This window comes from Streptomyces sp. NPDC048277, assembly GCF_040652235.1.
Classification (GTDB): Bacteria; Actinomycetota; Actinomycetes; order Streptomycetales; family Streptomycetaceae; genus Streptomyces.
In genome coordinates this window covers 398,599-420,051 of record NZ_JBEZLQ010000005.1, presented here as the reverse complement: position 1 = coordinate 420,051, position 21,453 = coordinate 398,599, and the positions used below count along the sequence as shown (strand labels likewise).

The 21,453-nt window shown below is 71.9% G+C and carries 17 protein-coding genes and 1 pseudogene; 6 read left to right on the top strand and 12 right to left on the bottom strand.

Annotation, left to right across the window (positions count from 1 at the left end):
- Window positions 1-114 precede the first annotated feature (114 nt).
- The 6 genes from AB0D85_RS14790 to AB0D85_RS14765 form a co-directional block, all read right to left on the bottom strand.
- A complete protein-coding gene (locus AB0D85_RS14790; protein ID WP_362319007.1) occupies window positions 115-1,617 on the bottom strand; it encodes an SDR family NAD(P)-dependent oxidoreductase in 1,503 nt (500 codons plus the stop codon).
- 639 nt (window positions 1,618-2,256) lie between these two features.
- Complete coding sequence (locus AB0D85_RS14785) at window positions 2,257-3,585, bottom strand: wax ester/triacylglycerol synthase family O-acyltransferase (RefSeq protein ID WP_362319004.1); 1,329 nt, start codon at window positions 3,583-3,585, stop codon at window positions 2,257-2,259.
- A gap of 149 nt (window positions 3,586-3,734) precedes the next feature.
- Window positions 3,735-6,056: a GH92 family glycosyl hydrolase gene (locus AB0D85_RS14780; protein WP_362319002.1), complete on the bottom strand. Its 2,322-nt coding sequence runs from the start codon at window positions 6,054-6,056 to the stop codon at window positions 3,735-3,737.
- Between the two features lie 163 nt (window positions 6,057-6,219).
- Window positions 6,220-7,440: a glucose-1-phosphate adenylyltransferase gene (gene glgC / locus AB0D85_RS14775; RefSeq protein WP_362318999.1), complete on the bottom strand. Its 1,221-nt coding sequence runs from the start codon at window positions 7,438-7,440 to the stop codon at window positions 6,220-6,222.
- Between the two features lie 162 nt (window positions 7,441-7,602).
- Complete coding sequence (gene glgA / locus AB0D85_RS14770; RefSeq protein WP_362319295.1) at window positions 7,603-8,754, bottom strand: glycogen synthase; 1,152 nt, start codon at window positions 8,752-8,754, stop codon at window positions 7,603-7,605.
- A 38-nt stretch (window positions 8,755-8,792) separates the two neighbouring features.
- Window positions 8,793-9,560 carry a (2Fe-2S)-binding protein gene (locus tag AB0D85_RS14765; protein WP_362319292.1) on the bottom strand — a complete coding sequence of 256 codons (768 nt, stop codon included), beginning with the start codon at window positions 9,558-9,560 and terminating at the stop codon, window positions 8,793-8,795.
- 228 nt (window positions 9,561-9,788) lie between these two features.
- Between AB0D85_RS14765 and AB0D85_RS14760 the strand changes: the two genes are divergently transcribed.
- Window positions 9,789-10,964 (top strand): DMT family transporter, encoded by a 1,176-nt coding sequence (locus tag AB0D85_RS14760; protein WP_362318997.1) that lies wholly within the window; start codon window positions 9,789-9,791, stop codon window positions 10,962-10,964.
- 614 nt (window positions 10,965-11,578) lie between these two features.
- Here the strand turns inward: AB0D85_RS14760 and AB0D85_RS14755 are convergent.
- Complete coding sequence (locus AB0D85_RS14755; protein WP_362318994.1) at window positions 11,579-12,733, bottom strand: transglycosylase family protein; 1,155 nt, start codon at window positions 12,731-12,733, stop codon at window positions 11,579-11,581.
- Between the two features lie 156 nt (window positions 12,734-12,889).
- Window positions 12,890-13,099 carry a hypothetical protein gene (locus AB0D85_RS14750; RefSeq protein WP_362318991.1) on the bottom strand — a complete coding sequence of 70 codons (210 nt, stop codon included), beginning with the start codon at window positions 13,097-13,099 and terminating at the stop codon, window positions 12,890-12,892.
- 18 nt (window positions 13,100-13,117) lie between these two features.
- Here AB0D85_RS14750 and gndA point away from each other — a divergent pair, with 18 nt between their 5' ends.
- Window positions 13,118-14,560: an NADP-dependent phosphogluconate dehydrogenase gene (gene gndA, locus AB0D85_RS14745; protein ID WP_362318988.1), complete on the top strand. Its 1,443-nt coding sequence runs from the start codon at window positions 13,118-13,120 to the stop codon at window positions 14,558-14,560.
- A 594-nt stretch (window positions 14,561-15,154) separates the two neighbouring features.
- Here gndA and AB0D85_RS14740 read toward each other — a convergent pair.
- The 3 genes and pseudogenes from AB0D85_RS14740 to panD all read right to left on the bottom strand — a co-directional run bounded on the left by AB0D85_RS14740 (window position 15,155) and on the right by panD (window position 16,582).
- A pseudogene (locus AB0D85_RS14740) lies at window positions 15,155-15,788 on the bottom strand (aspartate/glutamate racemase family protein).
- A gap of 8 nt (window positions 15,789-15,796) precedes the next feature.
- The gene (locus AB0D85_RS14735) at window positions 15,797-16,141 is read right to left on the bottom strand and encodes a GNAT family N-acetyltransferase (RefSeq protein WP_362318986.1); all 345 of its coding nucleotides are present in this window, start codon (window positions 16,139-16,141) and stop codon (window positions 15,797-15,799) included.
- Between the two features lie 21 nt (window positions 16,142-16,162).
- Window positions 16,163-16,582, bottom strand: a complete 420-nt coding sequence (gene panD, locus AB0D85_RS14730) for an aspartate 1-decarboxylase (RefSeq protein ID WP_351489859.1) — start codon at window positions 16,580-16,582, stop codon at window positions 16,163-16,165.
- Between the two features lie 771 nt (window positions 16,583-17,353).
- On the opposite strand from panD, the gene AB0D85_RS14725 reads away from it, so the two are divergent.
- Both AB0D85_RS14725 and AB0D85_RS14720 read left to right on the top strand, forming a co-directional pair.
- A complete protein-coding gene (locus AB0D85_RS14725) occupies window positions 17,354-18,109 on the top strand; it encodes an SDR family oxidoreductase (RefSeq protein WP_362318982.1) in 756 nt (251 codons plus the stop codon).
- Window positions 18,110-18,181: 72 nt separating this feature from the next.
- Window positions 18,182-19,060, top strand: coding sequence for an ABC transporter substrate-binding protein (locus AB0D85_RS14720; RefSeq protein WP_362318979.1), 879 nt, complete (start codon window positions 18,182-18,184; stop codon window positions 19,058-19,060).
- Between the two features lie 35 nt (window positions 19,061-19,095).
- Here AB0D85_RS14720 and AB0D85_RS14715 read toward each other — a convergent pair whose 3' ends face one another.
- Entirely contained in the window at window positions 19,096-19,977 is an 882-nt protein-coding gene (locus AB0D85_RS14715; protein ID WP_362318976.1) for a helix-turn-helix domain-containing protein, read from the bottom strand.
- A gap of 101 nt (window positions 19,978-20,078) precedes the next feature.
- Between AB0D85_RS14715 and AB0D85_RS14710 the strand changes: the two genes are divergently transcribed.
- On the top strand, window positions 20,079-20,771 hold the full coding sequence (locus tag AB0D85_RS14710) for an SDR family NAD(P)-dependent oxidoreductase (RefSeq protein WP_362318973.1): 693 nt from the start codon (window positions 20,079-20,081) through the stop codon (window positions 20,769-20,771).
- Window positions 20,772-20,996: 225 nt separating this feature from the next.
- Window positions 20,997-21,452 (top strand): MarR family transcriptional regulator, encoded by a 456-nt coding sequence (locus AB0D85_RS14705; protein ID WP_362318970.1) that lies wholly within the window; start codon window positions 20,997-20,999, stop codon window positions 21,450-21,452.
- Window position 21,453 lies beyond the last annotated feature (1 nt).

Below are 21,453 nucleotides of genomic sequence, written 5' to 3'. Positions count from 1 at the left end.
GCCCATGTGTGGACCCGTATGGGATCGAACCACGAAGAACGCGTGACCGGCGCACCGAGCACTGCCGTGAGAGTAGATCGCCGGCGGCCGGGGCCGCCGGCGATTAACCCCGGATCACCACTTGCCCGGCGTGTAGTCCTTCAGGAAGACCCCGTAGACGTCCTCGCCGTGCTCACCGAGCACGATCGGGTCGTAGACGCGGGCCGCGCCGTCGACGAGGTCGAGAGGGGCGTGGAAGCCCTCCTCGGCGAGGCGCAGCTTGTCGAAGTGCGGGCGTTCGTCGGTGATCCAGCCGGTGTCGACGGAGGTCATGAGGATGCCGTCGGTCTGGAACATCTCCGTCGCGCTGGTCCGCGTGACCATGTTCATGGCCGCCTTCGCGGCGTTGGTGTTGGGGTGCCCGGCGCCCTTGTAGCCGCGGCCGAAGACGCCTTCCATCGCCGAGACGTTGACGACGTACGCCCGGCCGCTGCCGGCCTTCTTCGCGGCGTCCGCCATCGCCGGGCGCAGCGCGCTGATCAGGATGAACGGCGACGTGTAGTTGCACAGCTGGGTCTCGAGGAGCTCGACCGGCGAGATCTGGTCGATGGTCTGCACCCAGGTGTTGGTGTCGACGACGTCGGGGACGAGGCCGCCCGCGTCGATGGCGGTGCCGTCGAGGTGCCGGGCGACGCTGGCGTTGCCCGCGACGAGCGCGAGGTCGGCGACCTTCTGCGCGTCCAGGCCGCTGGTGCCGATGGGCAGCGCGGCTATGCCGTCCACGGCACCGGAGTTGAAGGCGCCGATGACGTGGTGGGCGGGGAGTTCGCCGGCGGGGAGCGGGGCGCTCTCGCCGTCGACCAGGGCCGCGTAGGAGGAGGGCAGCCGGCGTACGGTCTGGGTCGCGTTGTTGATCAGGATGTCGAGCGGGCCCGCCTCGGTCATCCGCTCGGCCAGGGCGACGGCCTGCGCCGGGTCGCGCAGGTCGATGCCGACGACCTCCAGGCGGTGGATCCAGTCCGCGGAGTCGTCCATCGCCTTGAACCGGCGGATGGCGTCCTTGGGGAACCTTGTCGTGATCGTCGTGTGCGCGCCGTCACGCAGCAGCCGCAGCGCGATGTACATGCCGATCTTGGCGCGGCCGCCGGTGAGCAGGGCGCGCTTGCCGGTCAGGTCGGCGCGGGCGTCGCGCTTGGCGCGGTTCAGGCCGGCGCAGTCAGGACAGAGCTGGTGGTAGAAGTAGTCGACCTCGACATAGCGGGTCTTGCAGGTGTAGCAGGAGCGCGGGCGCTGGAGTATCCCCGCGATCTGGCCCGCGTCGGTGACGGACGACGGCAGGATGCCCTCGGTCTCGTCGTCGATGCGCTGGGCGGAACCCGTCGCGGTGGCCTCGGTGACCGCCTTGTCGTGGGCGGTCTTGGCGGCCCGGCGCTCCTGCCTGCGGCGCTGCTTCACCGTGCGGTAGACGCCCGCCGTGGCCCGGCGCACCGCGATGGCGTCCGGGTGGTCGACCTCCAGCCCGTCCAGCTCCTCGAGCACGCTGAGGCAGACGGCGAGCCGCTCGGGGTCGATGCCGGGGCCGTAGACCACCGCGTCCACCACGTCCTCGGCCGTCGAGCCGTCCTGTGTCACCGTCATCGCGCTGCCGCTTCCCTGGTCAACCAGCGGCGCTCCGACTCGCGCCCGCTTTCGAGCAGGGAATTTTACGGATCGCCGGCCCGCAGAACCAAACCCGCCCGAATACCGGATCGCGAGCGGTGCCGAAAAGCCCGCCGTCACCGATCACGAACGGCCGTCAGAAGCCCCCGCCACCAGGTCCGGGGGGTGCTTGCGGCGAGCCAGCCCGCGGGAGCGCAGATCCCGCCGCCACCGATCACGGACGACCGCACGACTACCCTTCGCCCGCCACCGAACGCGGACAGCCACGTAGACGGCCCGCCACCCCGCCACCCCGCCATGGACCGCAGACCGCGGACAGCCGCCAGACGCCCCTTCGGCCCGCCAGCACCGAACGCGGACGGCCATCAGGCAGCCCGACCCCGCCGCCACCGAACGCGAACCACCGCCGGAAAACCCTACCTACCCACCGCCACCGACCAGGGACGGCCGTCGGACAGCCCCCTCCCATCCACCGCCACCGAACGCGGGCGACCGTCAGACAACCCTCCTGCTCACCGCCGCCGATCTGGTACGGCCGTCGGACGACCCTCCTGCCCGCCTCCGTCGAGCGCGGACGACCGCCGGACAGCCCTTGGGCTCGTCCTCACGTGTCTTCTGTCACCCGTCGCAGACCGCGATCAGTGAGTCCACCTCGTCGGTCACCGCGCGGGCGAGCACGTGCAGGTCCGGGACCGCTGCCGCGTCCGCGACCAGGCCGTAGTGGACCTGGTTGCGGTAGGTGGAGATGGCGACCGCGAGGGACTGGCCGGGCGCGAGCGGGGCCAGTGGGTAGACGGCCGTGAGGGGGTGGCCGCCCAGGCGCAGGCCGAGGCCGGGCAGCGGGACGCTGGTGACCAGGATGTCGAACCAGAGCCGGGCGGCCTGGCCGACGAGCGGTCCGCCGAGCCGGTGCCCGAGCGCCGGCACGTGGTCGGCGAGCAGGGCGACGGCACCGGCGCCCCGGTTGGGGCCGGCGTCCTTGTTGCGGACCATCGCCGTTCGGACGCGATCGAGGCGGGCGAGCGGGTCGGGGTTGTCGACCGGGAGCCGTATCAGATAGCCGGAGAGCCGGTTGCCCTGTGGGGCGACGCTGCGCGGGCGGCGCTTGGAGACGGGGATAAGGGCGCGCGGGGCGACCCCCTCGGTGCCCTCGCCGCGCTCCTCCAGCCAGCGGCGCAGCGCGCCGGCGACGACGGCGATCAGGACGTCGTTGACGGTGCCGCCGACAGCCTTGCGGACCCGGTGCACGTCATCGATGTCGAGGTCGACCCCGGCGATGCTGCGGGTGCCGGTCGGCTCGGACTTCAGCGCGGCCGAGGAGCTCACCCCGAGGGCGGACAGGGCGACGGAGGCGCCGATGTCGAGGGCGCGGCCCACGTCCGAGAGGGCGCCGCGCACCAGCTCGGGCACCTTGCGTACGTCCGGCAGGGCCAGCATCGGGCGGGGCGGCTCGATCGACCGGGGCGTGCGCACGGGCAGGTCGAGCGGGTCCATGACACCCGCGGCCAGCTTGAGGGCGCGCAGACCGTCGGCGAGGGCGTGGTGGAACTTGAACAGCACCGCGAAGGAGACACCGTCCTCGCCGGGCAGCACATGCGCCTCCCAGGGCGGCCGGCCGCGCTCCAGCGGGCGTTCCATGAGCCGGCCGGCGACGGTGTGGAAGTCGGCCGTCGGGGCGTGCAGCCGCACATGGTTGAGGGGGTCGAAGTCCGGGTCGGTCTCGCGGGCGGCGGCGCCGAAGGCGAGCGGCTGCCAGACGTCGCGGATGCGCATGCGCAGTCCCGGCACGGCGGCGGCCCGGGCCGCGAGCAGGTCGGCCGCGTGGGCGCCGGCGGTCGGCGAGTGCGCCGAGAAGACGCCGAGCGCGCCGAGGTGCATCGGGTGCCGGTCGGACTCGATGTTCCAGAACGCCAGATCAAGAGGGGCGAGCAGGTCAGTCGCATTCATCAAAGGGGACGCCTCGCGTCGACGGAGGGTGGATCAGCAGTCAAACGCCGACTCATGATTACGGTCAAGTACGATCACGCTACGCTCAGTTAACAGCAGATTAAGTCCCGCCTCCTCCGAAAGAGGCGGGACTCAAGGGACAGCTGAGGTCATCTCAGCGCCGGTGGCGCCGCCTCGGGTGACGTACCCCACTCTGACGGGCGCGGGCCGACCGTGAACGCCAGCGACCGCAGGGAGCGCAGTGAACCGTTCGTCAGATAGGTCCGACCGTAGTCCGATCCGTTGAGCCGGGAGGACTGCACGTACCGGTCGCTCGCCGAGGTGCCCGGTGCGGTCACCGTGAAGCCGCCGCTCGGCCAGTAGTGGCGGTCGAGGCGGACGTCGACCCGGTCGAAGACGGGCGTGGACAGTCCCCAGGTGCGGTATCCCGGCTGGACCGGGAAGAGGCCGATGGACGACAGCACGTTCCAGGCGGACATGGTGCCGAGGTCGTCGTTGCCGGTCATCCCGGTCGGCCCGTCGGTGAACAGGGTCAGCGCCGCGTGCACCACGTCGGTGGTCTTCCAGGGCTCGCCGGTGGAGAGGTAGGTGTACGGCGCGGTGAGGTCGGGCTCGTTCATCGGGTTGTAGACGGCCGCGTTGTAGTAGGCGTACGCGTTCCCGTGCACCCACACATCGCGGGCGGTCCCCGCGGGGTCGGCGAGCAGCTTGTCGTAGGCGAAGAAGGAGTCGAGCCGCCGGTTGGCCGCGCGCTCGCCGCCGATCAGGGAGATCACGCCGGGCAGGTCCTGCGGGACCAGCCACTGGTACTGCCAGGCGGTGCCCTCGTGGAAGCCGATGCCGCGGGCCGGGTCGGGGTCGCCGGTGAAGACGCCGGAGGCGTCGCGGGCGCGGAAGAAGCCGGTGGAGGGGTCGAAGATGTTGCGGTAGTTCTGCGCCCGGGTGGCATAGCGGGCCGCGTCCGCGCCATGGCCGAGGTCCCGGGCCATCTGGGCGAGCATCGCGTCGGCGAGCGCGTACTCCAGGGTGACGGAGGCGCCGTGGTCGTAGTCGGAGTCGCCCACCTTGGTGTGCGGGCGGCCCTTGATGTACGGCGCGAAGCCGTTCGCGAGGTACTCGGCGTTGGCCTCGCGGCCGACCCCCGGGTTGGCGGCCGGCGGCACTCCGTCGGCGTTCTTCCGCAGCGCCCGGTACGCCCGCTCCTCGTACCCCTTGAGCAGGCCCATCTGGTAGGCGGTGGTCAGGAACGGGGTGACCGGGTCGCCGGTCATGATGTTCGTCTCGACCGTGGCGTAGCCCCACTTGGGCAGCCAGCCGCCCTCCTCGTCGATCCTGAGGACCGAGAGGGCCATGTCGCGGGCCTCGCGCGGCGCGAGCAGGGCGAGCAGCTGGGCCTGGGTGCGGTAGGTGTCCCAGAGGGACCAGTTCTGGTAGTAGGTGAAGCCCTCGGCCCGGTGGACGCGGCGGTCCCAGCCGGTGTAGCGGCCGTCGGCGTCGTCGCCGACGGTGGGCGCGAGGAAGGTCCGGTAGAGGGACGAGTAGAACGTACGGCGGAGGGTGGCGCCGCCGCCCCGGACGCGCACGGCGGCGAGCCGCCGCTCCCAGGCGTCCCGGGCCCGCCGCCGCACCTCGTCGAACGAACGTCCGCCCTCGGCGCGCAGGTTGACCTCGGCGCCGTGCGCGTCGACGTACGACAGGGCGGTGGTCGCCTCGACCGTACGGTCCCTGGTGGTGTCGAAGCGGACGTAGGCGCCGTCGGCTCCGGTGCGGGCGCCGGGGGTGAGCGCGCCGCCGTTCCAGGTGCCGTACGCGGTGAAGGGGCGGCTGAAGCGGGTGACCGTGTAGACGGTGTAGGGCGCGCTGTCGCGGCAGAAGCCATGGCCGGTGATCTTCGTGCGGACGGTGTGGTCGTCGAGGATCCGGACCTCGCTGCTGACCGGCCGGTGCAGCGCCTGGGCCGCGTTGAGCAGGACGTTCGCCTTGCCGGTGGCCGGGAAGGTGTAGCGCTGTACGCCGGTGCGGGCGGTCGCGGTGAGCTCGGCCCGGACGCCCGAGTCGAGGCCGACGCGGTAGTAGCCGGGGCTCGCCTGCTCGTCGGCGTGACGGAACCCGGCGGCGTACCGGGCGTAGTCCGTCTGTGTGACGTCCCCGGTGGTCGGCAGCACGGGCAGGTCGCCGCCGATGGCGCAGCCCACGCCCGAGAGGTGGACCAGGGAGAAGCCGCGGATCGAGTGCTGGGAGTAGTCGTAGCCGGTGCTGTGCCCGGTGTCCGGGGAGAGCTGCACCATGCCGAAGGGCACGGCCGCGCCGGGGAAGGTGTTGCCCTCGTCCTGGCTGCCGATGAAGGGGTTCACCAGGTCGGTGAGGTGGCCGTCGGTCGGCTCCGCCGCCCGTGCCGCGGGGATGCCGAGCAGCGCGGACGCTGTGAGCACCCCGGCCAGGCACAGCCGGGTGCGCCGGGTCCCTCTCATGTCGGATGACCTCCGCGGGATCGACATCGATGTCTGCATCGCTGTCTGCATCGTGAGGGGGAAAAGCCGTAAAGCCCGGCAAATTGCGGTTTTCACTTCCGGCGCGTCGCATACGAGTTGGGCCCGGCGCGAGGACGGCGCCGGGCCCTGGGTACGCGGCGGGCTACGAGACCAACTGGCCCTTCCCGAGGGCGATGACCCCGGCCTTGGAGACGGTGTAGAGCTCCGTGTCACGGTCCGGGTTGACGCCTATCGTCGCGCCGGGCGGGACCTCGACGTTCTTGTCGATGACCGCGCCGCGCACCACCGCGCCGCGCCCCACGATGACGTTGTCGTGCAGCACCGACCCCTGGACCACCGCGCCCGGGTCGACCCGTACGCCCGGGGACAGCACGGACCGGGTGACCTGGCCCCTGATCAGGCAGCCGGCGCTGATGATGGACTCGCTCGCCATGCCGCCGGCGTTGAAGCGGGCCGGGGAGAGCTGGTTGGAGTGGGTGTAGATGGGCCACTGCCGGTTGAAGAGGTTGAAGGCGGGCCGCTCGGCGATCAGGTCCATGTGGGCGTCGTAGTACGCGTCGAGGGTGCCGACGTCCCGCCAGTAGCCGCGGTCGCGGGTGGTCTCGCCGGGCACGTGGTTGGTGCCGAAGTCGTAGAGCTGGGCCTCGCCGCGGGCGGTGAGCTGGGGCAGGATCGAACCGCCCATGTCGTGCACCGAGTCGTCGTCCTCGGCGTCCCGGTGCAGGGACTCGACGAGGGCCTTGGTGGTGAAGATGTAGTTGCCCATGGAGGCGAAGACGGTGTCGGGGGCGTCCGGCAGCCCCGGCGGGTCGGCCGGCTTCTCCAGGAAGGTCTCTATCGTCTGCCCGTCCGAGCCGGGGGCGATCACGCCGAACGCCGAGGACTCGGCGCGCGGGATGCGGATGCCCGCGACCGTGACCCCGGCGCCGCCCTCGATGTGCTGCTGGAGCATCTGCCGCGGGTCCATGCGGTAGACGTGGTCCGCGCCGAACACCGCGACGTAGTCGGGCTGATCGTCGTGGACGAGGTTGAGGGACTGCAGCAGGGCGTCGGCGCTGCCCAGGTACCAGCGCGGTCCGAGCCGCTGCTGGGCCGGGACCGGCGTGACGTAGTTGCCGAGCAGGCTGGACATCCGCCAGGTGGTGGTGATGTGCCGGTCCAGCGAGTGCGACTTGTACTGGGTCAGCACGCAGATGCGCAGCACGTCCGCGTTGACGAGGTTGGACAGAACGAAGTCGACCAGGCGGTATGTACCGCCGAAGGTCACAGCTGGTTTGGCACGGTCGGCGGTCAGCGGCATCAGGCGTTTGCCTTCCCCGCCCGCCAGCACGATCCCGAGTACCGAAGGCCCACCACGACGCATGGCCGCTCCCCTCACCCTGGTGCTCCATGCCTGCCCTCGGAGCACTCCCGCTAAGCCTGCACCGGCATCGCGTCGAACAGGCGGCCTGCCAGTTACGCCTGTTCGAGGATCTCCTCGCCGGAACGACTTCTCCGTTTCTCCGTCACGCCTGCTTGTTCTCCGTCACGCCTGTTTGAGGATCTCCTCGTAGAGCCGGACCGTGCGCCGGGCCACCGCGTCCCAGCCGAACTCCCCCACGGCCCGCTCCCGTCCGGCCTCGCCCATCCGCCGGGCCGTCTCCCGGTCGCCGACGACGGTGTCCAGCGCCCGTGTCAGGCCCGCCTCGAAGGCGTCGTCGAGATCGACCAGCAGGCCCGTCTTGCCGTCCTCGACGACCTCCGGGATGCCGCCGACCCGGGACGCCACGACGGGGGTGCCGCAGGCCATCGCCTCCAGGTTGACGATGCCGAGCGGCTCGTACACCGAGGGGCAGGCGAACACGGCCGCGTGGGTGAGGAGTTGGATGACGTCCGCGCGCGGCAGCATCTGCGGGATCCAGTGCACGCCCTCGCGGACCCGGCTCAGCTCCTCGAAGAGCTCGCGGAACTCCCGGTCGATCTCCGGGGTGTCGGGCGCCCCGGCGCACAGCACGACCTGCGCGGCCGGATCGATGTCCCGCACGGCGCGCAGCAGATGGGGCACGCCCTTCTGGCGGGTGATACGGCCCACGAACAGCACGTAGGGGCGGCCCGGGTCGATGCCGATCCGGGCGAGGACGTCGGTGGAGCGGTCGGGCCGGTAGAGGGCGGTGTCGATGCCGTTGTGCACGACGTGGACCTTCGCCGGGTCCAGGGCGGGGTAGCAGCCGAGGATGTCCTCGCGCATGGCCCCGGAGACGGCGATCACGGCGTCGGCGGCCTCGATCGCGCTGCGCTCGGCCCAGCTCGACAGCGCGTATCCGCCGCCGAGTTGCTCGGCCTTCCAGGGGCGCAGTGGCTCCAGCGAGTGCGCGGTCACCACGTGCGGGACGCCGTACAGCATCTTGGCGACATGGCCGGCGAGGTTGGCGTACCAGGTGTGGGAGTGCACGAGTTCGCGCCCCTCCAGACCCGCGGCCATGGCGAGGTCCACGGAGAAGGTGCGCAGCGCGTCGTTGGCGGTGTCCAGGGCCGACCAGGGGCGGTGCCGGACGACGCCGACCCCGCGGCCCTCGCCCCAGCAGTGCACCTCCAGGTCGACCAGGGGCCGCAACTCCCGGGCGAGGAACTCCACATGAACACCAGCACCGCCGTAGACGTCCGGGGGGTACTCCCGGGTCAGCAGTCCGACTCGCACCCGCAACCCCTCGCTCTCCACACCCGGTTGGTCCATGGTCACCCAGATGCGGCGCCTGGGGAAGAGCGCGGTGGTTGTGTGAAACAACAGTCACCGCAGACCCCGCCGCCGGGAACGCGGTAGTACAGGCAGCAGCTGCGGCGCCGGAAGGACGGGCCGGTGCGGATGCCGGTGGCGCTCAGCAGGGGGTGCGTGAAGAGTGCGGCGGTGAGAGTGCGGGTGCGGTGGGCCACCTCGGTACGGCCGTTGGCGCGCGCCCAGCGCTCCAGTTCCCGGGCGGCTCCGGCCAGCGCGGAGCCCGCGTTGCCCCACAGCAGCCCGGCGGCGATGCCGTAGCGGGCCCGCAGGGCCTCCCCCAGGGGTTGGAGATGGCCGTGTACGACGGCGTCCGCGACCGTGGCCGGGTCGGCGCCGCCGGGCAGCGGGCGCACCTCGGTGAGCCAGAGGTCGTCCGGGGCGGTGGCGCCCGTGTCCCAGCGCAGCAGGCGGGGGTCGAGATCGGGCAGGCGGCCGTAGCGAACGGCGCAGCCGAGGGCGACGGACCAGAGCCGGGCGGCCAGCGCCTGCTGGGCGATGGAGGCGGCGACCCGGGGTTCGGGAGCACGCAGACGCTCCCCCACCGACTCCACGCGGAAGGCCAGAACATCTCGGGGAGCGTCCGATCCGGCCTTTTCGTAAGCCTTTTCGAGACTCGGCAGCTCGTCGATCCGCGCCGCCCCGGGATCCCCGGCCGTCGACCGGACCGTCCGCAGGACGAAGAAGCCGCCGAGCGGGCGGAGCGCGGCGAGTTCGGGGTCCAGGTCCACGGACAGCAGTAGTACCAGGGTTCTTGGGATTCCGGCCGCCTGCTCCTCCACCCTGCGTCACCCACCCTGGGGATGATCGGGGTCCCTCAGTACTCCATCGGCAGTACGACGCATTGGGTGCTCAGGTACGACGACGGGAAGCACCCGGAACGGCAGAGTGTTGGTCATGGAAGCCGACCCATCACCGCGCGGGACCAACAGGTCCGGCCCGACGCAGAGGAGCCGTACATGAGCGCCCTCGCGTTGTCCGTGCTGCTGTCCTTCGTCTCCGCCGTCGCCTACGCCGGCGGAGCGATCGTGCAGGAGCAGGTCGCGGTCTCCTCCCCCGACGAGCAGTACGCGCCGCTGCGCCGCCCGAGCTGGTGGGGCGCGATGGCGCTCAACGGCCTCGGCGGCCTGCTGCACGTCGTGGCGCTGGCCTACGGCCCGCTGAGCCTGGTCCAGCCTCTGGGCGCGCTCACCATCGTGTTCGCGCTGCCCATGGCGGCCCTGTTCGTGGGCCGCAGGGCGGGGGCCACCGCCTGGCGGGGCGCGATCATGGCCACCGTGGGTCTGGCCGGTCTGCTCTCCCTGGTCGGCTCCTCCGACGCGCACTCCCTCGACTCCGCCGGGCGGATCGGGGTCACGCTGGTCACCGGCGGGGCGGTCGTCGCGCTGATGATCGCGGGCCGGGCCGCGCACCGGCACCCGGCGGTGCGCAGCGTGCTGCTCGCCACCGCGTCCGGCATAGCCTTCGGCATGTCCTCGGTGTTCACCAAGGTCGTGGCGATCGACTGGGACGGCGGGATCGCCACGGCGGACGTGCTCTGGCTGAGCGTGATCGGCGCCTACGCCGTCGCGGGCGTCCTCATATCCCAGGCCGCCTACCGCGGCGGCGGCCTCGCCGCACCGCTGGCCACACTGACGGTGGTCAACCCCGTGCTGGCCGCCGCGGTCGGCATCACGATGTTCGGCGAGACGTTCCGCTACGGCGCCACGGGCACGCTGCTGGCGCTGGGCTGCGGTGTGGTGGCGGCGGGCGGCCTGATCCTGCTGACGACCGAGCGCATGGAACGCACGCCGCATCCGGCGGAGCCGGAGCCGGTGCCGGAGCGGCCCGTGGCCGAGCCCTCGCCCGAGCCGCTGGTGGAGGCGCTGGTCGAACTGGCGGAGGCGGGCCTGGCGAAGGCCGGGCTCGCGGACGCGGATGCGGATGCGGCCGGGGTCCGGTTGCCGGAGGCCCGTGCGGCGGAGGACGGCGCGCTCGCCGAAGCGGCGACGGACGGCGAGGCGCGCCCGGCACGGATCGAGATGCCCCAGCAACGGACCGCGTCCGCGGCGGAGATGGCCGAGGTACTGCTACCTGCAGCCGACTACGTCCACGCCCCGCTCCTCGACCGACACCGCACGAGGGTCAAGTCCTGACCCCGGACGGACCGCCCCGGAGGACAGAGGCCGGCCCCTCGCGCTCCGCCGAGCGTGGCGCGAAGGCCGGCCCCGCACGCTTCGCCCAGCGGGGGGCGCGAAGTCCGGTTCCGGGCGCCGGGCCGGAGGCGTGACGGCGGAAAGCCGACGCCGGGCCACACCTCGCCGGAGCGGGAGCGCGAGGCGAAAATCTGATCCCGACGCCACACCGGGCCGAGCCGAAACAGCAGGATCCCGCGCCGAGCCGGCGGCGTGCCGACGAGATGCTGACACCGAACCACACCTCGCCGGAGCGGGAACGCGAGGCGAAAATCTGATCCCGACGCCACACCGGGCCGAGCCGAAACGGCAGGATCCCGCGCCGAGCCGGCGGCGTGCCGACGAGATGCTGACACCGAACCACACCTCGCCGGAGCGGGAACGCGAGGCGAAAATCTGATCTCCCTGCCGCGCCGGGCCGTAATGGCAGTATCCCGACGGCACGCCCCGCCGGGAGGCCACGGTCGGATCCCGGCGCCACGCTCCGGTCGGGGTGGGGCGGCGGGATTCTGACGTCTCGTCGGGGCAGGGGGCGGCGGTCGGAGGCTGCACCGCCGCCGGAAGGCGATCCGCGGTCAGACCGTGACGCCGCCCGCCCGGAGATAGGCGATCGGATCGATGTCCGTGCCGAATCCGGGACCTGTCCGTATCTCGAAGTGCAGGTGGGGGCCCGTGGCGTTCCCGGTGGAGCCCGAACGGCCGATCCGCTGGCCCGTGGACACGCTCTGCCCGGCCCGCACGGAGATCGCCGACAGATGGGCGTACTGGCTGTAACGGCCGTCGGCGTGCCGGATCACCACCTGGTAGCCGTACGAGCCGCCCCAGCCCGCGGTCACGACCTCCCCGGCCTCCACCGCCTTGACGGAGGTCCCGGTGGGCACGAGGAAGTCGACACCGGTGTGGTAGCCCTTCGACCAGTGCGAGCCGGTCGCGTGGTACGGCGTGCCGATGGGCGCGTCGACCGGGGCGACGAGCGTGTGCCCGGAGTGCGTGGAGGCCTTCTTCGCCTCGGTCTTCTCCTTGGTCTTCGCCTTGGCCTTCGTCTTCGCGGCGGCCTTCTTCGCCGCCGACTCGGCCTTCGCGGCCTTGCCGGTCAGGCTCAGCCGCTGCCCCGGCAGGATCAGGTCGGGGTCGGAGCCGACCGTGGCGCGGTTGGCCGCGTAGAGCCGGTGCCAGCCGCCGCTGACATCGTGTTCGTCGGCGATCCCGGAGAGCGTGTCGCCGCGCACGACCGTGTACATCTGGGCCTTGCCGGCCCGCGACTGCGGCGTGGTGTGCGGCTGTACGTCCCGTACGGAGCTCTTGGCCGGGCGGGTGCGGGTGCTCTCGGTGTGCACGTCGGGCGTGTCGCCGCCGCGGGTGAGCCCGGCCCGCACCGAGCAGACGGGCCAGGCACCCGGCCCCTGCCCTTCGAGGACCTTCTCGGCCACGGCTATCTGCTCGTCCTTGGTGGCGAGATCGGCGCGCGGCGCGTATCCGGTGCCGCCGTAGGCCTCCCAGGTGGACTGAGTGAACTGGAGCCCGCCGTAGAAGCCGTTGCCGGTGTCGATGCCCCAGTCGCCGCTGGACTCGCAGGCGGCGACCTTGTCCCAGGTGGACACGGAGGCCGCGTCGGCGCTCCCGGCGGCGGCGAGCGGGATCGCCAGCCCGGCGCCCCCCGCGGTGACGGTGAGCGAGGCGCGGTTGATCCTGTTCGGCTGGTACCGGCGGTGCCGGCCGCGTTCGGCCATGTCTGAAGCCCCCCTCGCCACGCGCGTCAGGAAGGCCAAAAGTAAGCGCCCCGAACAGGCCATGACAAGACGGCAATCAGCCGCCTCTTTCGCCGCCGTACATCCGCGCCGCCCCTTGAACCTCCCAGAGGGACTGGAGTTGACGGTCCGTCAGCATCAGATGCGGGGCGAACCGGGGTGCCGGTACCCGATCAGGAACCCGCCGCCCCGGTGAGCCAAACGCACCGCGAGAACCGTATGTGCCTGTACAACCCCGCCGAGCGCGGAGCGGATGTGCGGCCGGTCGAACGGCACGTCAGGATGGCCGTGGGCAATACTGGCGGACGTTGGCAGCAGCATCCCGCTCAGGTTGTACAGATCGACCATCTTTGAGGAGCAGGCGGTATGAGCACTTCGGCGCAGATCGGCGTCACGGGTCTCGCGGTCATGGGCCGCAACCTCGCCCGGAACTTCGCACGCAACGGCTACACGGTGGCGTTGCACAACCGCACGGTGTCCAAGACACAGGAGCTGGTGGAGAACTTCGGGGACGAGGGCGACTTCATCGCGGCCGAGACCGCCAAGGAGTTCGTCGAGGCGCTGGAACGGCCCCGCCGGCTGGTCATCATGGTCAAGGCCGGTGGTCCGACGGACGCGGTGATCGAGGAGTTCGCACCGCTGCTCGAACCCGGCGACATGATCATCGACGGCGGCAACGCGCACTTCGCGGACACCCGACGCCGGGAGAAGGCGCTGCGCGAGCAGGGCATCCACTTCGTCGGCATGGGCGTCTCCGGCGGTGAGGAGGGCGCGCTGCACGGGCCGAGCATCATGCCGGGCGGGCCGAAGGAGTCGTACGACTCGCTGGGCCCGATGCTGGAGAAGATCTCGGCGAAGGCGGCGGCGGACGGCGCGCCCTGCGTGACGCACGTGGGCCCCGACGGTGCCGGGCACTTCGTGAAGATGGTGCACAACGGCATCGAGTACGCCGACATGCAGTTGATCGGCGAGGCGTACCAGTTGCTGCGCGATGTCGCCGGGTACTCCCCCGCGCAGATCGCGGACATCTTCCGTACGTGGAACACGGGCCGGCTCGACTCGTACCTGATCGAGATCACGGCGGAGGTGCTGGCGCACGTCGACGCGGCGACCGGCAAGCCGTTCGTGGACGTGGTGGTGGACCAGGCGGAGCAGAAGGGCACCGGCCGCTGGACGGTCCAGATCGCGCTCGACCTGGGTGTGCCGGTGTCGGGCATCGCCGAGGCGGTCTTCGCGCGGTCCCTGTCGGGCCACGCGGATCTGCGGGCGGCGTCCCGCGGGCTGGCCGGGCCGAAGCCGGCGGCGCTGTCCGAGTCGGAGGCGGCGGCGTTCGCGGACCGGGTGGAGCAGGCGCTGTACGCGTCGAAGATCGTGTCGTACACGCAGGGCTTCCACGAGATCCAGGCGGGCAGCGACGAGTACGACTGGAACATCGACCTCGGGGCCGTCTCGTCGATCTGGCGGGGCGGCTGCATCATCCGGGCGGCGTTCCTCGACCGGATCCGCGCGGCGTACGACGCACGCGCCGACCTGCCGAGCCTGCTGTCCGACGAGACGTTCGCGCGGGAGATCGCGGGGGCGCAGGACGACTGGCGCGAGGTGATCATCGCGGCGACCCGGCAGGGTGTGGCGGTGCCCGGGTTCTCGGCGGCGCTGGCGTACTACGACGCGCTGCGGGCCGAGCGGTTGCCTGCGGCGCTCACGCAGGGGCAGCGGGACTTCTTCGGGGCGCACACGTACCGGAGGACGGACCGGGAGGGCTCGTTCCACACGCTGTGGGGCGGGGACCGGAGTGAGGTCACGGCGTAGCGGTTGCTGAGCTCGTCGGTCAGGTGCGGGTGAGCTGCGGGTTCGCACAGTTCCCCGCGCCCCTGGCGGTGCGGGCCTGAGGACGTCGGCCGGGTGCCGGTGCGTCGTGGGTTTTCGCGCAGTTCCCCGCGCCCCCGGAGAGTGCGGGCCTGGGCCGTCGGTCGGGTGCGGGTGCGTCGTGGGATTTCGCGCAGTTCCCCGCGCCACTGGCGGTGCGGGGCCCAGGACGTCCGTCGGGTGCGGGTGCGTCGTGGGAAATTGCGCGGTTCCCCGCGCCTCTTTGGGGCGTTTTCAGCGGGTTTTTTGTTGGGTGAGGGGTGGGCCCGGGTCGGGGTTCGGTGTTGGTTCCGGGCCCGGGGGGATCGGGGACGGTGAGGGGTCCGGGGGTTGTGGGGTGGGGGCCGGGCCCGGGGGTGATGGGGTGGGGGTCGGTTCGGGGCCCGGGGGTGGTTGAGGGGTGGGTACCGGGCTGGGGTAGGGGTCCGGGGGGTGTGGGGTCGTCATGGTGTCCTCCGGCCAGTGGCTGGACATCGCCTCTGGGTTCCTACTGCCCCACCTACCCGACCGGCGCCCGCGCACTCACCCGGGTGGCCGTCAGCCGGCGCGGACCGCCGCCGCGAGGCCCGGGCGCGGGCTGGACAGGACCGGGACGGTCGTGGTCGTCAGGTACTGCGCCGGGGTCATGGAGGCCTGGGCCAGGACGATCACATCGGCGTCGGTCACGGCGTCCGCCGCGGCCGCGACCAGACGGGCGCAGCTCGCGAGGTCACCGGCCTCGAAGCGGTCCCAGGCGTCGGCCACCACATGGGCGCGGGCGCGGATCGCGCGGTCGGCGCGGTGCGCCTCGTCCTCGATCAGGGCCAGGGTGGGGGCCAGGGTGCTCTCGACCGTCGCCAGTACGGCGATGCGGGGGCCCGCCGCCACGGCCGCCGCCGCCATCGGGCGGTCACCCCGGACGACCGGTACGGCCAGCTCGCCGGCGGCCCGCTCGGCGACCTCCCCGATCGTCGAGCAGGTGCAGAGCACGGCTCGTACACCGTCCGCCGCCGCCCGCCGCAGGGCTGCCGTGACGTCCGCTGCCACCGCCTCGGGGCCCTCCCGGCGGGCCCGGGCCAGGGAGTTCCGGTGCCACCACGTGCCGCAGCTCCACGCCCGGGTGGTCCTGGTCGCGCAGGGCGTCGAAGACCGGGACGTGGAGGGGTGAGGTGTGGAGGAGAGCGAGAGCCATCGGTGTCCTCAGAAGCGGCCGGGGTGGGCCACCAGCCACTCCTTCGCCGCGCGCAGCAGCTCGGGGTCGGGGGTGGGGGCCACGTCGGGGTGGCGCTCGGCCCACCTGACGACGTAGGGGCAGAGCGGGGCCACCGGGGTGGCCTCGCGCTCGGCGATGGCGTACAGCTCGCGGGCGAGGGAGCCCGCGATGCCCTTCCCCTCGTGCTCCGGCTCCACGATCGTGTGGACCGGGACGAGGGCCGGGGAGGGCGACTCAAGCACGAAGTACTCGACGTGACCGACGACCTCGCCGCCGGCGACCGCCTCCAGGCGGCCCGCCGCCCGGTCGTCGCGGATCTCGATGTCGCTCATGTCGCCCTCCTGGTCCGCCGGTCAGGCCGACACGGCCTGCGGGCTGCGTTCCTGGTCCGAGCCCGGTACCGGCTCGGAGGGGTCGGCGCCGAGGGCCACGACCCGGTTGTCGTGGTCGACGTGCACGACCCGCGGCCGAAGCGTACGCGCCTCGGCGTCGGTGACCTGAGCGTAGCTGATGATGATCACAAGGTCGCCGGGGTGGACGAGATGGGCGGCCGCCCCGTTGATCCCGACGACACCCGAGCCCCGCTCGCCCTCGATGACGTACGTCTCCAGCCGGGCGCCGTTGGTGATGTCGACGATGTGGACCAGCTCGCCGGGGAGCAGATCGGCGGCGTCGAGCAGGTCGGCGTCGATGGTCACCGATCCCACGTAGTGCAGGTCGGCCTGGGTGACGGTGGCTCGATGGATCTTGGACTTGAACAGAGTACGAAGCATTCAGAACTCCCGGAATTCGCTCCCTGCCTGCTTTGTGCAGGTCAAGGGCTGTTCACTCAGCTTATAACGGGCCGTTCTCCACCTAACGGCCGCCGCTGAGGGTGGATTTGGACTGACCGCTTGCTGATTTTCCTGACAGGTCGCCGGTCGAATTTCGCAGACTATTCGCGGTCAGAGTATGGACCGGAGCCGGGAGGTCGCACCGAGATCCTGGTCACGTCGCGATGGGAGGGGGCACTTCGCGCCCCGGCCCTCGGATCTGCCGCAACACGGAACGCGGAGCAATCGCCGCGCTGATCACCGCCGAGCAGGGCAAGGTCCACGCGGGCGCGGCCTGGTGGCGCGTGCCGAACACCGCGCGCGGCACCGCCCCGGACACGCTCAGCCTGCTGGCCGCCGTGCTGGACCGGCCGTTCGCGGCGGTGGGGCGCACACTGGTGACGTCGGCCGGGGACGCGGAGGGCCAGCCGTTCGATGTGCGGGTCCAGCGGTTCCTGGTCGCGGCAGGCACCGAGGTCGGGCGGATCGGCGCGGCACAGCTCGTCACGGGGCGCGGCGGGGATCCGATGCTGCGCCGGCGGGGACTGCTGTCGGCGCCGCCCGAGCTGCTCGGTGAGATCACCCGCGGCGCCCTGGAGCGGCTGTTCACCTCCCGGCTGCCGTACGAACTGGACCGGACGGGGCGATCCGCTCCACCGGCCCCGCGATCGCCGACGAACGGCTCGGGGCGGTCATTCCGACGGCCCGCGACGACGAAAAGGAGGTGGGCCCATGACCGGGACGGCCGGCAGAGTGGCACTGGTGACAGGGGCCAGCAGCGGAATCGGTGCGGCCACCGCAGGCCTTCTGGCCGCACGTGGGATGCGCGTGGTGGTCAACTACCTCAGCAGCGCCAAGGCGGCCGAGGACGTGGTGGCCGGCATCGAGACCGCCGGTGGCCGGGCCATGGCCGTCCAGGCCGACGTACGCGAGGCGGCGGGCGTCGAGAGCCTGGTGGAGCGGGTCGGGGCCGCATGGGGCGGCGTCGACGTGCTCGTGCACAACGCACTGATCCCGTACGCGGTCAAGTCGTTCCAGGACATGACGTGGGAGGAACTGGGCGGCAAGATCGACGCCGAGATGCACGCGGCCTTCACGGTCACCAAAGCCGTCCTGCCCGCCATGACCGAACAGGGCTGGGGGCGCATCGTCTACATCGGGACCGGCCTCAGCCGGCGGCCCCGGGAGGGCATGATCGCGCTGGGCACGTCCAAGGCCGCCCTGGAGCAGTTCGCCCGGTACCTCGCCCTCGAACTGGGCCCACAGGGCATCACCGTCAACGTCGTCGCACCCGGTCCGGTGGAGACCCGTACCACCGAAGACCTGCTGGACGACGCCACAAGACAGCGGCAGGTGGCGGCCACTCCCCTGGGCCGCCTGGCACACCCGGCCGACGTCGCCCAGGCGGTCGCCTTCTACGCCGCCGAGGACAACGCGTTCATGACGGGCACCACGGCCGCCGTCAACGGCGGCATGGCCATGTACTGACGCCTCGCCGACGCCACGGTGCCCGTAGCGGGCCCGGCCGCACGGCGGTGACACGATCAAGGACAAGCACTCATGCACACGATCGATCTCGCCTACGTCGGGCGGGGCCTGCACGAGGAACTGGCCGCCTACATCGCCGACCAGGAGGATTTCTACGCCGACGAGGGCGTCCACGTCGCGCTGCGCGACGGCTGTACGTGGGACGAGGAGCGGCTGCGCCGCTGCGCCACCATCGGGCTCGGCCGGGCGCTGCTGTCCCGGCTGACCGACGGCACTCCCTGGGTCGGGCTCAGCGTCAACACCCACCGGCCGTTGTTCTGGTTCCTCGCCCGCTCCGGCCTGACCTCCCTGTCCGACCTGGCCGGCCGGCGGCTGGCGGTGCATGCCCCGCACACCGCGCCGGGGTGCTTCACCAGGATCGTGCTGCGCAGGGCAGGTCTCGACCCGGACCGCGACATCAGGACCGTCGTCCGCCCGCCCGGCGACTACCGCATGGACCTGCGCCGACTGCGCGACGGCGACATCGACGCCGCGCTGGTGGGCAGCACCATGGCACCGGAGGCGGTGGCCGCCGAGCACGGCTGGGAGGTACTGGCCTGGATGGGAGACCGCTTCCGGATCCCTACCGTGGGCCTGGCCGTCGACCCCACCCACACCGACCCGGACGGCCCCGCGGTCCAGGCCGTCCTCCGAGCGCACCGGCGCGCCCTGAAGGTCATCCACAACGACCCCGACACCACGGTGCGGCACATCCAGACGTTCCTCGGCGGGCACACCACGGACGAGGCCCGAGCTCACTACAAGACGTTCATCGCACCGCATTTCACCATCGACGGCCAAGCCGATCTGGCCGTCGGCGACAGGGCGATCACCGCGGTCGCCGCCGAACTCGGCGTCCCCGCCACCGTCACCGCGGCCGAGTTCTACCGCACGGCCACCACCACGTCGTAGTGGTGGGTTCGGGTGGTGCGGGACCGGCGACGGCGTCAGGACGTGGTCCGGCTCTGGTCGACCTCCTCGTCTTGAGCTGCCGCCCAGGAGGCGAGGAGCGACAGGCTGTCGTGCGAGGTCGTGCCCGGTTCGGCGGTGTAGGTGATCATCGTCAGGCCGGGTTCGGCGACGAGGTGGAGGAGGTCGTAGCGTAGTTCGAGCGCGCCCACGATCGGGTGCTGGAATCGTTTGGTGCCCCGCCCGTGGGCGCGCACTTCGTGCCGGGCCCAGAGCTCGCGGAAGGTGTCGCTGCGGGTGGAGAGTTCGCCGACGAGATCGGTGCGAGCGCGGTCCGAAGGGTTGACGCCGACGGCGGCGCGCAGCTGGGCGGTGAGGTCGTCGGCGACCTCGTCCCAGTCCCGCCAGAACTGGCGCGCGCGGGGGTCGAGGAACGTGAACCGGGCGAGGTTCGGCGCTGTGCGCGCACCGATGTGGAGCACGCTGTACAGGGCGCGGCCGAGGGAGTTGGCGGCGATCATGTCGAGGGCGGGGTTGCGGACCAGCGCGGGGACGCCGACGAGGGCGTCCAGGACCGTCTGCACCTGGGGAGCGATCGCCGTGGGCGAGGTGCGGCGGGGACGGGGTGCGGCGGACGGTCGGCAGGCGCGGGCCAGGTCGACCAGGTGGGCCTGCTCGGCGGCGTCGAGTCGCAGCGCCCGGACGATGGCCTGCAGGACGCTGTCGGAGGCGTTGGTGAGCGCACCGCGCTCCAACCGGATGTAGTAGTCGACGCTGAGCCCGGCCAGGGCGGCGACCTCCTCACGGCGCAGGCCGGGCACCCGGCGCTTGCGTCCGGCCACGGGCAGCCCGACCGACTGGGGGCTGATCCGCGCCCGGCGGGAGGCCAGGAACTCCTGAATCTGGCTGCGCTGGTCCATACCTCCACAGTAAACACAGGTGGAGCGGTTAAAGAGGGCCTGCCCGTACCCCCTTCGACACGTCCTGCCGCACCGGCCGCAGCTTTGCTTGCCTTGAGGCCATGACCAGTAAGACCACGGCTGAAAGGACCACCATGGCCCTCGGAACCGCAGTGATCGTCGGTGTCGGACCCGGCATCGGCCTCGCGATCGCGCACACATTCGCCCAGGCCGGACACCCGGTCGCCATGCTCGCCCGCGACGAGGCGAAGCTGGCCGCCTACGCCGACGGGTTCGCCTCCGCCGGCCAGGAGGTCCGCGGCTACGTCGCGGACGCCGGCGACCCCGACGACCTGCGCGCCGCGATCCGTCGCGCGATCACCGAACTGGGCGCTCCCGACGTGCTGGTGTACAACGCCGGCGTGCGGCGCAAGGACTCCCCCCTCGGCGGTGACGACCGGGACTGGGCCGATGTCACGGCCGTCAACGTCCTGGGCGCCAGGGTCGCGGCCGACGCCGTGCTGCCCGAACTGCGTGACGGCCGCGGGAGCCTGCTGTTCACCGGCGGCGGCTACGCACTGTCGCCGTCCAAGGACCACGCGTCCCTGTCCGTCGGCAAGGCCGCACTGCGCGCGTATGTGCACACGCTCCACGACCAGCTGACGGGAACGGGTGTGCACGCGACGTGCGTCACGATCACGAGGGACATCGGCGGCGGCGATGCGCGCTTCGACCCGGCAGTGCTCGCCCAGGCATACCTCGACCTGCACAACCAGCCCGCGAGCGCATGGCAGCACGAGCTGATGCGGTACTGAATCCTCCCGGGGCCCGCTGTGCACCCGACGGGCCCCGTGCCGTCGCTGTGGACACCGCGTAGTCCGCGCCCGCGCCGCCATTGTCGGTGCGCACGCTGTACGCCGAGGCCCTGGTGGCACGCGGCGACATCAGCGAACGGCAGGTGGAGGGATTGCCGTATTTACTTATGAGAGGTTGAGCAGTTCAGACTGATAAATCTACTGTTAGTACTTGTGAAGGCAGACATGGCCGCCGATGGCGGCGGTATACGCGATCTGAACGACGTCACCCGGCTCGCGTCCGACTTCCGGCTCGCGGTGGGGCGGGTGACACGGCGGCTGCGGCAGGCGCACGCCGTGGGCGATGTGTCGGTCTCGGAGGTGTCCGTGCTGTCGCGGCTCGCCGCCGACGGCCCGGGCTCCCCGACGTCCCTCGCCGAGCTGGAGCGGGTGCGGCCCCAGGCCATGGCGAGCACCCTCGCCCAGCTGGAACAGCGCGGTCTGGTCCGTCGTACTCCCGACGCCTCGGACGGGCGGCGGAGCATCCTGGCCGTCACCGAGGACGGGCGGGCCATGCTGGCCGAGCGGCGCTCCGAGTCGGTGCAGCGGCTCGCGGCCGTTCTCGACGGGTTCTCCGCCGAGGAGCGGTCCACGCTCGCCGCGGCCGTACCGCTCCTGGACCGGATGGCGGAGCGGCTGTGAG

Coding starts and splice junctions, on each gene's coding strand:
- AB0D85_RS14790 (WP_362319007.1), bottom strand. CDS start 1,617: ATGACGGTGACACAGGACGGCTCGACGGCCGAGGACGTGGTGGACGCG.
- AB0D85_RS14785 (WP_362319004.1), bottom strand. CDS start 3,585: ATGAATGCGACTGACCTGCTCGCCCCTCTTGATCTGGCGTTCTGGAAC.
- AB0D85_RS14780 (WP_362319002.1), bottom strand. CDS start 6,056: ATGAGAGGGACCCGGCGCACCCGGCTGTGCCTGGCCGGGGTGCTCACA.
- glgC (WP_362318999.1), bottom strand. CDS start 7,440: ATGCGTCGTGGTGGGCCTTCGGTACTCGGGATCGTGCTGGCGGGCGGG.
- AB0D85_RS14760 (WP_362318997.1), top strand. CDS start 9,789: ATGAGCGCCCTCGCGTTGTCCGTGCTGCTGTCCTTCGTCTCCGCCGTC.
- AB0D85_RS14755 (WP_362318994.1), bottom strand. CDS start 12,733: ATGGCCGAACGCGGCCGGCACCGCCGGTACCAGCCGAACAGGATCAAC.
- AB0D85_RS14750 (WP_362318991.1), bottom strand. CDS start 13,099: ATGGTCGATCTGTACAACCTGAGCGGGATGCTGCTGCCAACGTCCGCC.
- gndA (WP_362318988.1), top strand. CDS start 13,118: ATGAGCACTTCGGCGCAGATCGGCGTCACGGGTCTCGCGGTCATGGGC.
- AB0D85_RS14735 (WP_362318986.1), bottom strand. CDS start 16,141: ATGAGCGACATCGAGATCCGCGACGACCGGGCGGCGGGCCGCCTGGAG.
- panD (WP_351489859.1), bottom strand. CDS start 16,582: ATGCTTCGTACTCTGTTCAAGTCCAAGATCCATCGAGCCACCGTCACC.
- AB0D85_RS14725 (WP_362318982.1), top strand. CDS start 17,354: ATGACCGGGACGGCCGGCAGAGTGGCACTGGTGACAGGGGCCAGCAGC.
- AB0D85_RS14720 (WP_362318979.1), top strand. CDS start 18,182: ATGCACACGATCGATCTCGCCTACGTCGGGCGGGGCCTGCACGAGGAA.
- AB0D85_RS14715 (WP_362318976.1), bottom strand. CDS start 19,977: ATGGACCAGCGCAGCCAGATTCAGGAGTTCCTGGCCTCCCGCCGGGCG.
- AB0D85_RS14710 (WP_362318973.1), top strand. CDS start 20,079: ATGACCAGTAAGACCACGGCTGAAAGGACCACCATGGCCCTCGGAACC.
- AB0D85_RS14705 (WP_362318970.1), top strand. CDS start 20,997: ATGGCCGCCGATGGCGGCGGTATACGCGATCTGAACGACGTCACCCGG.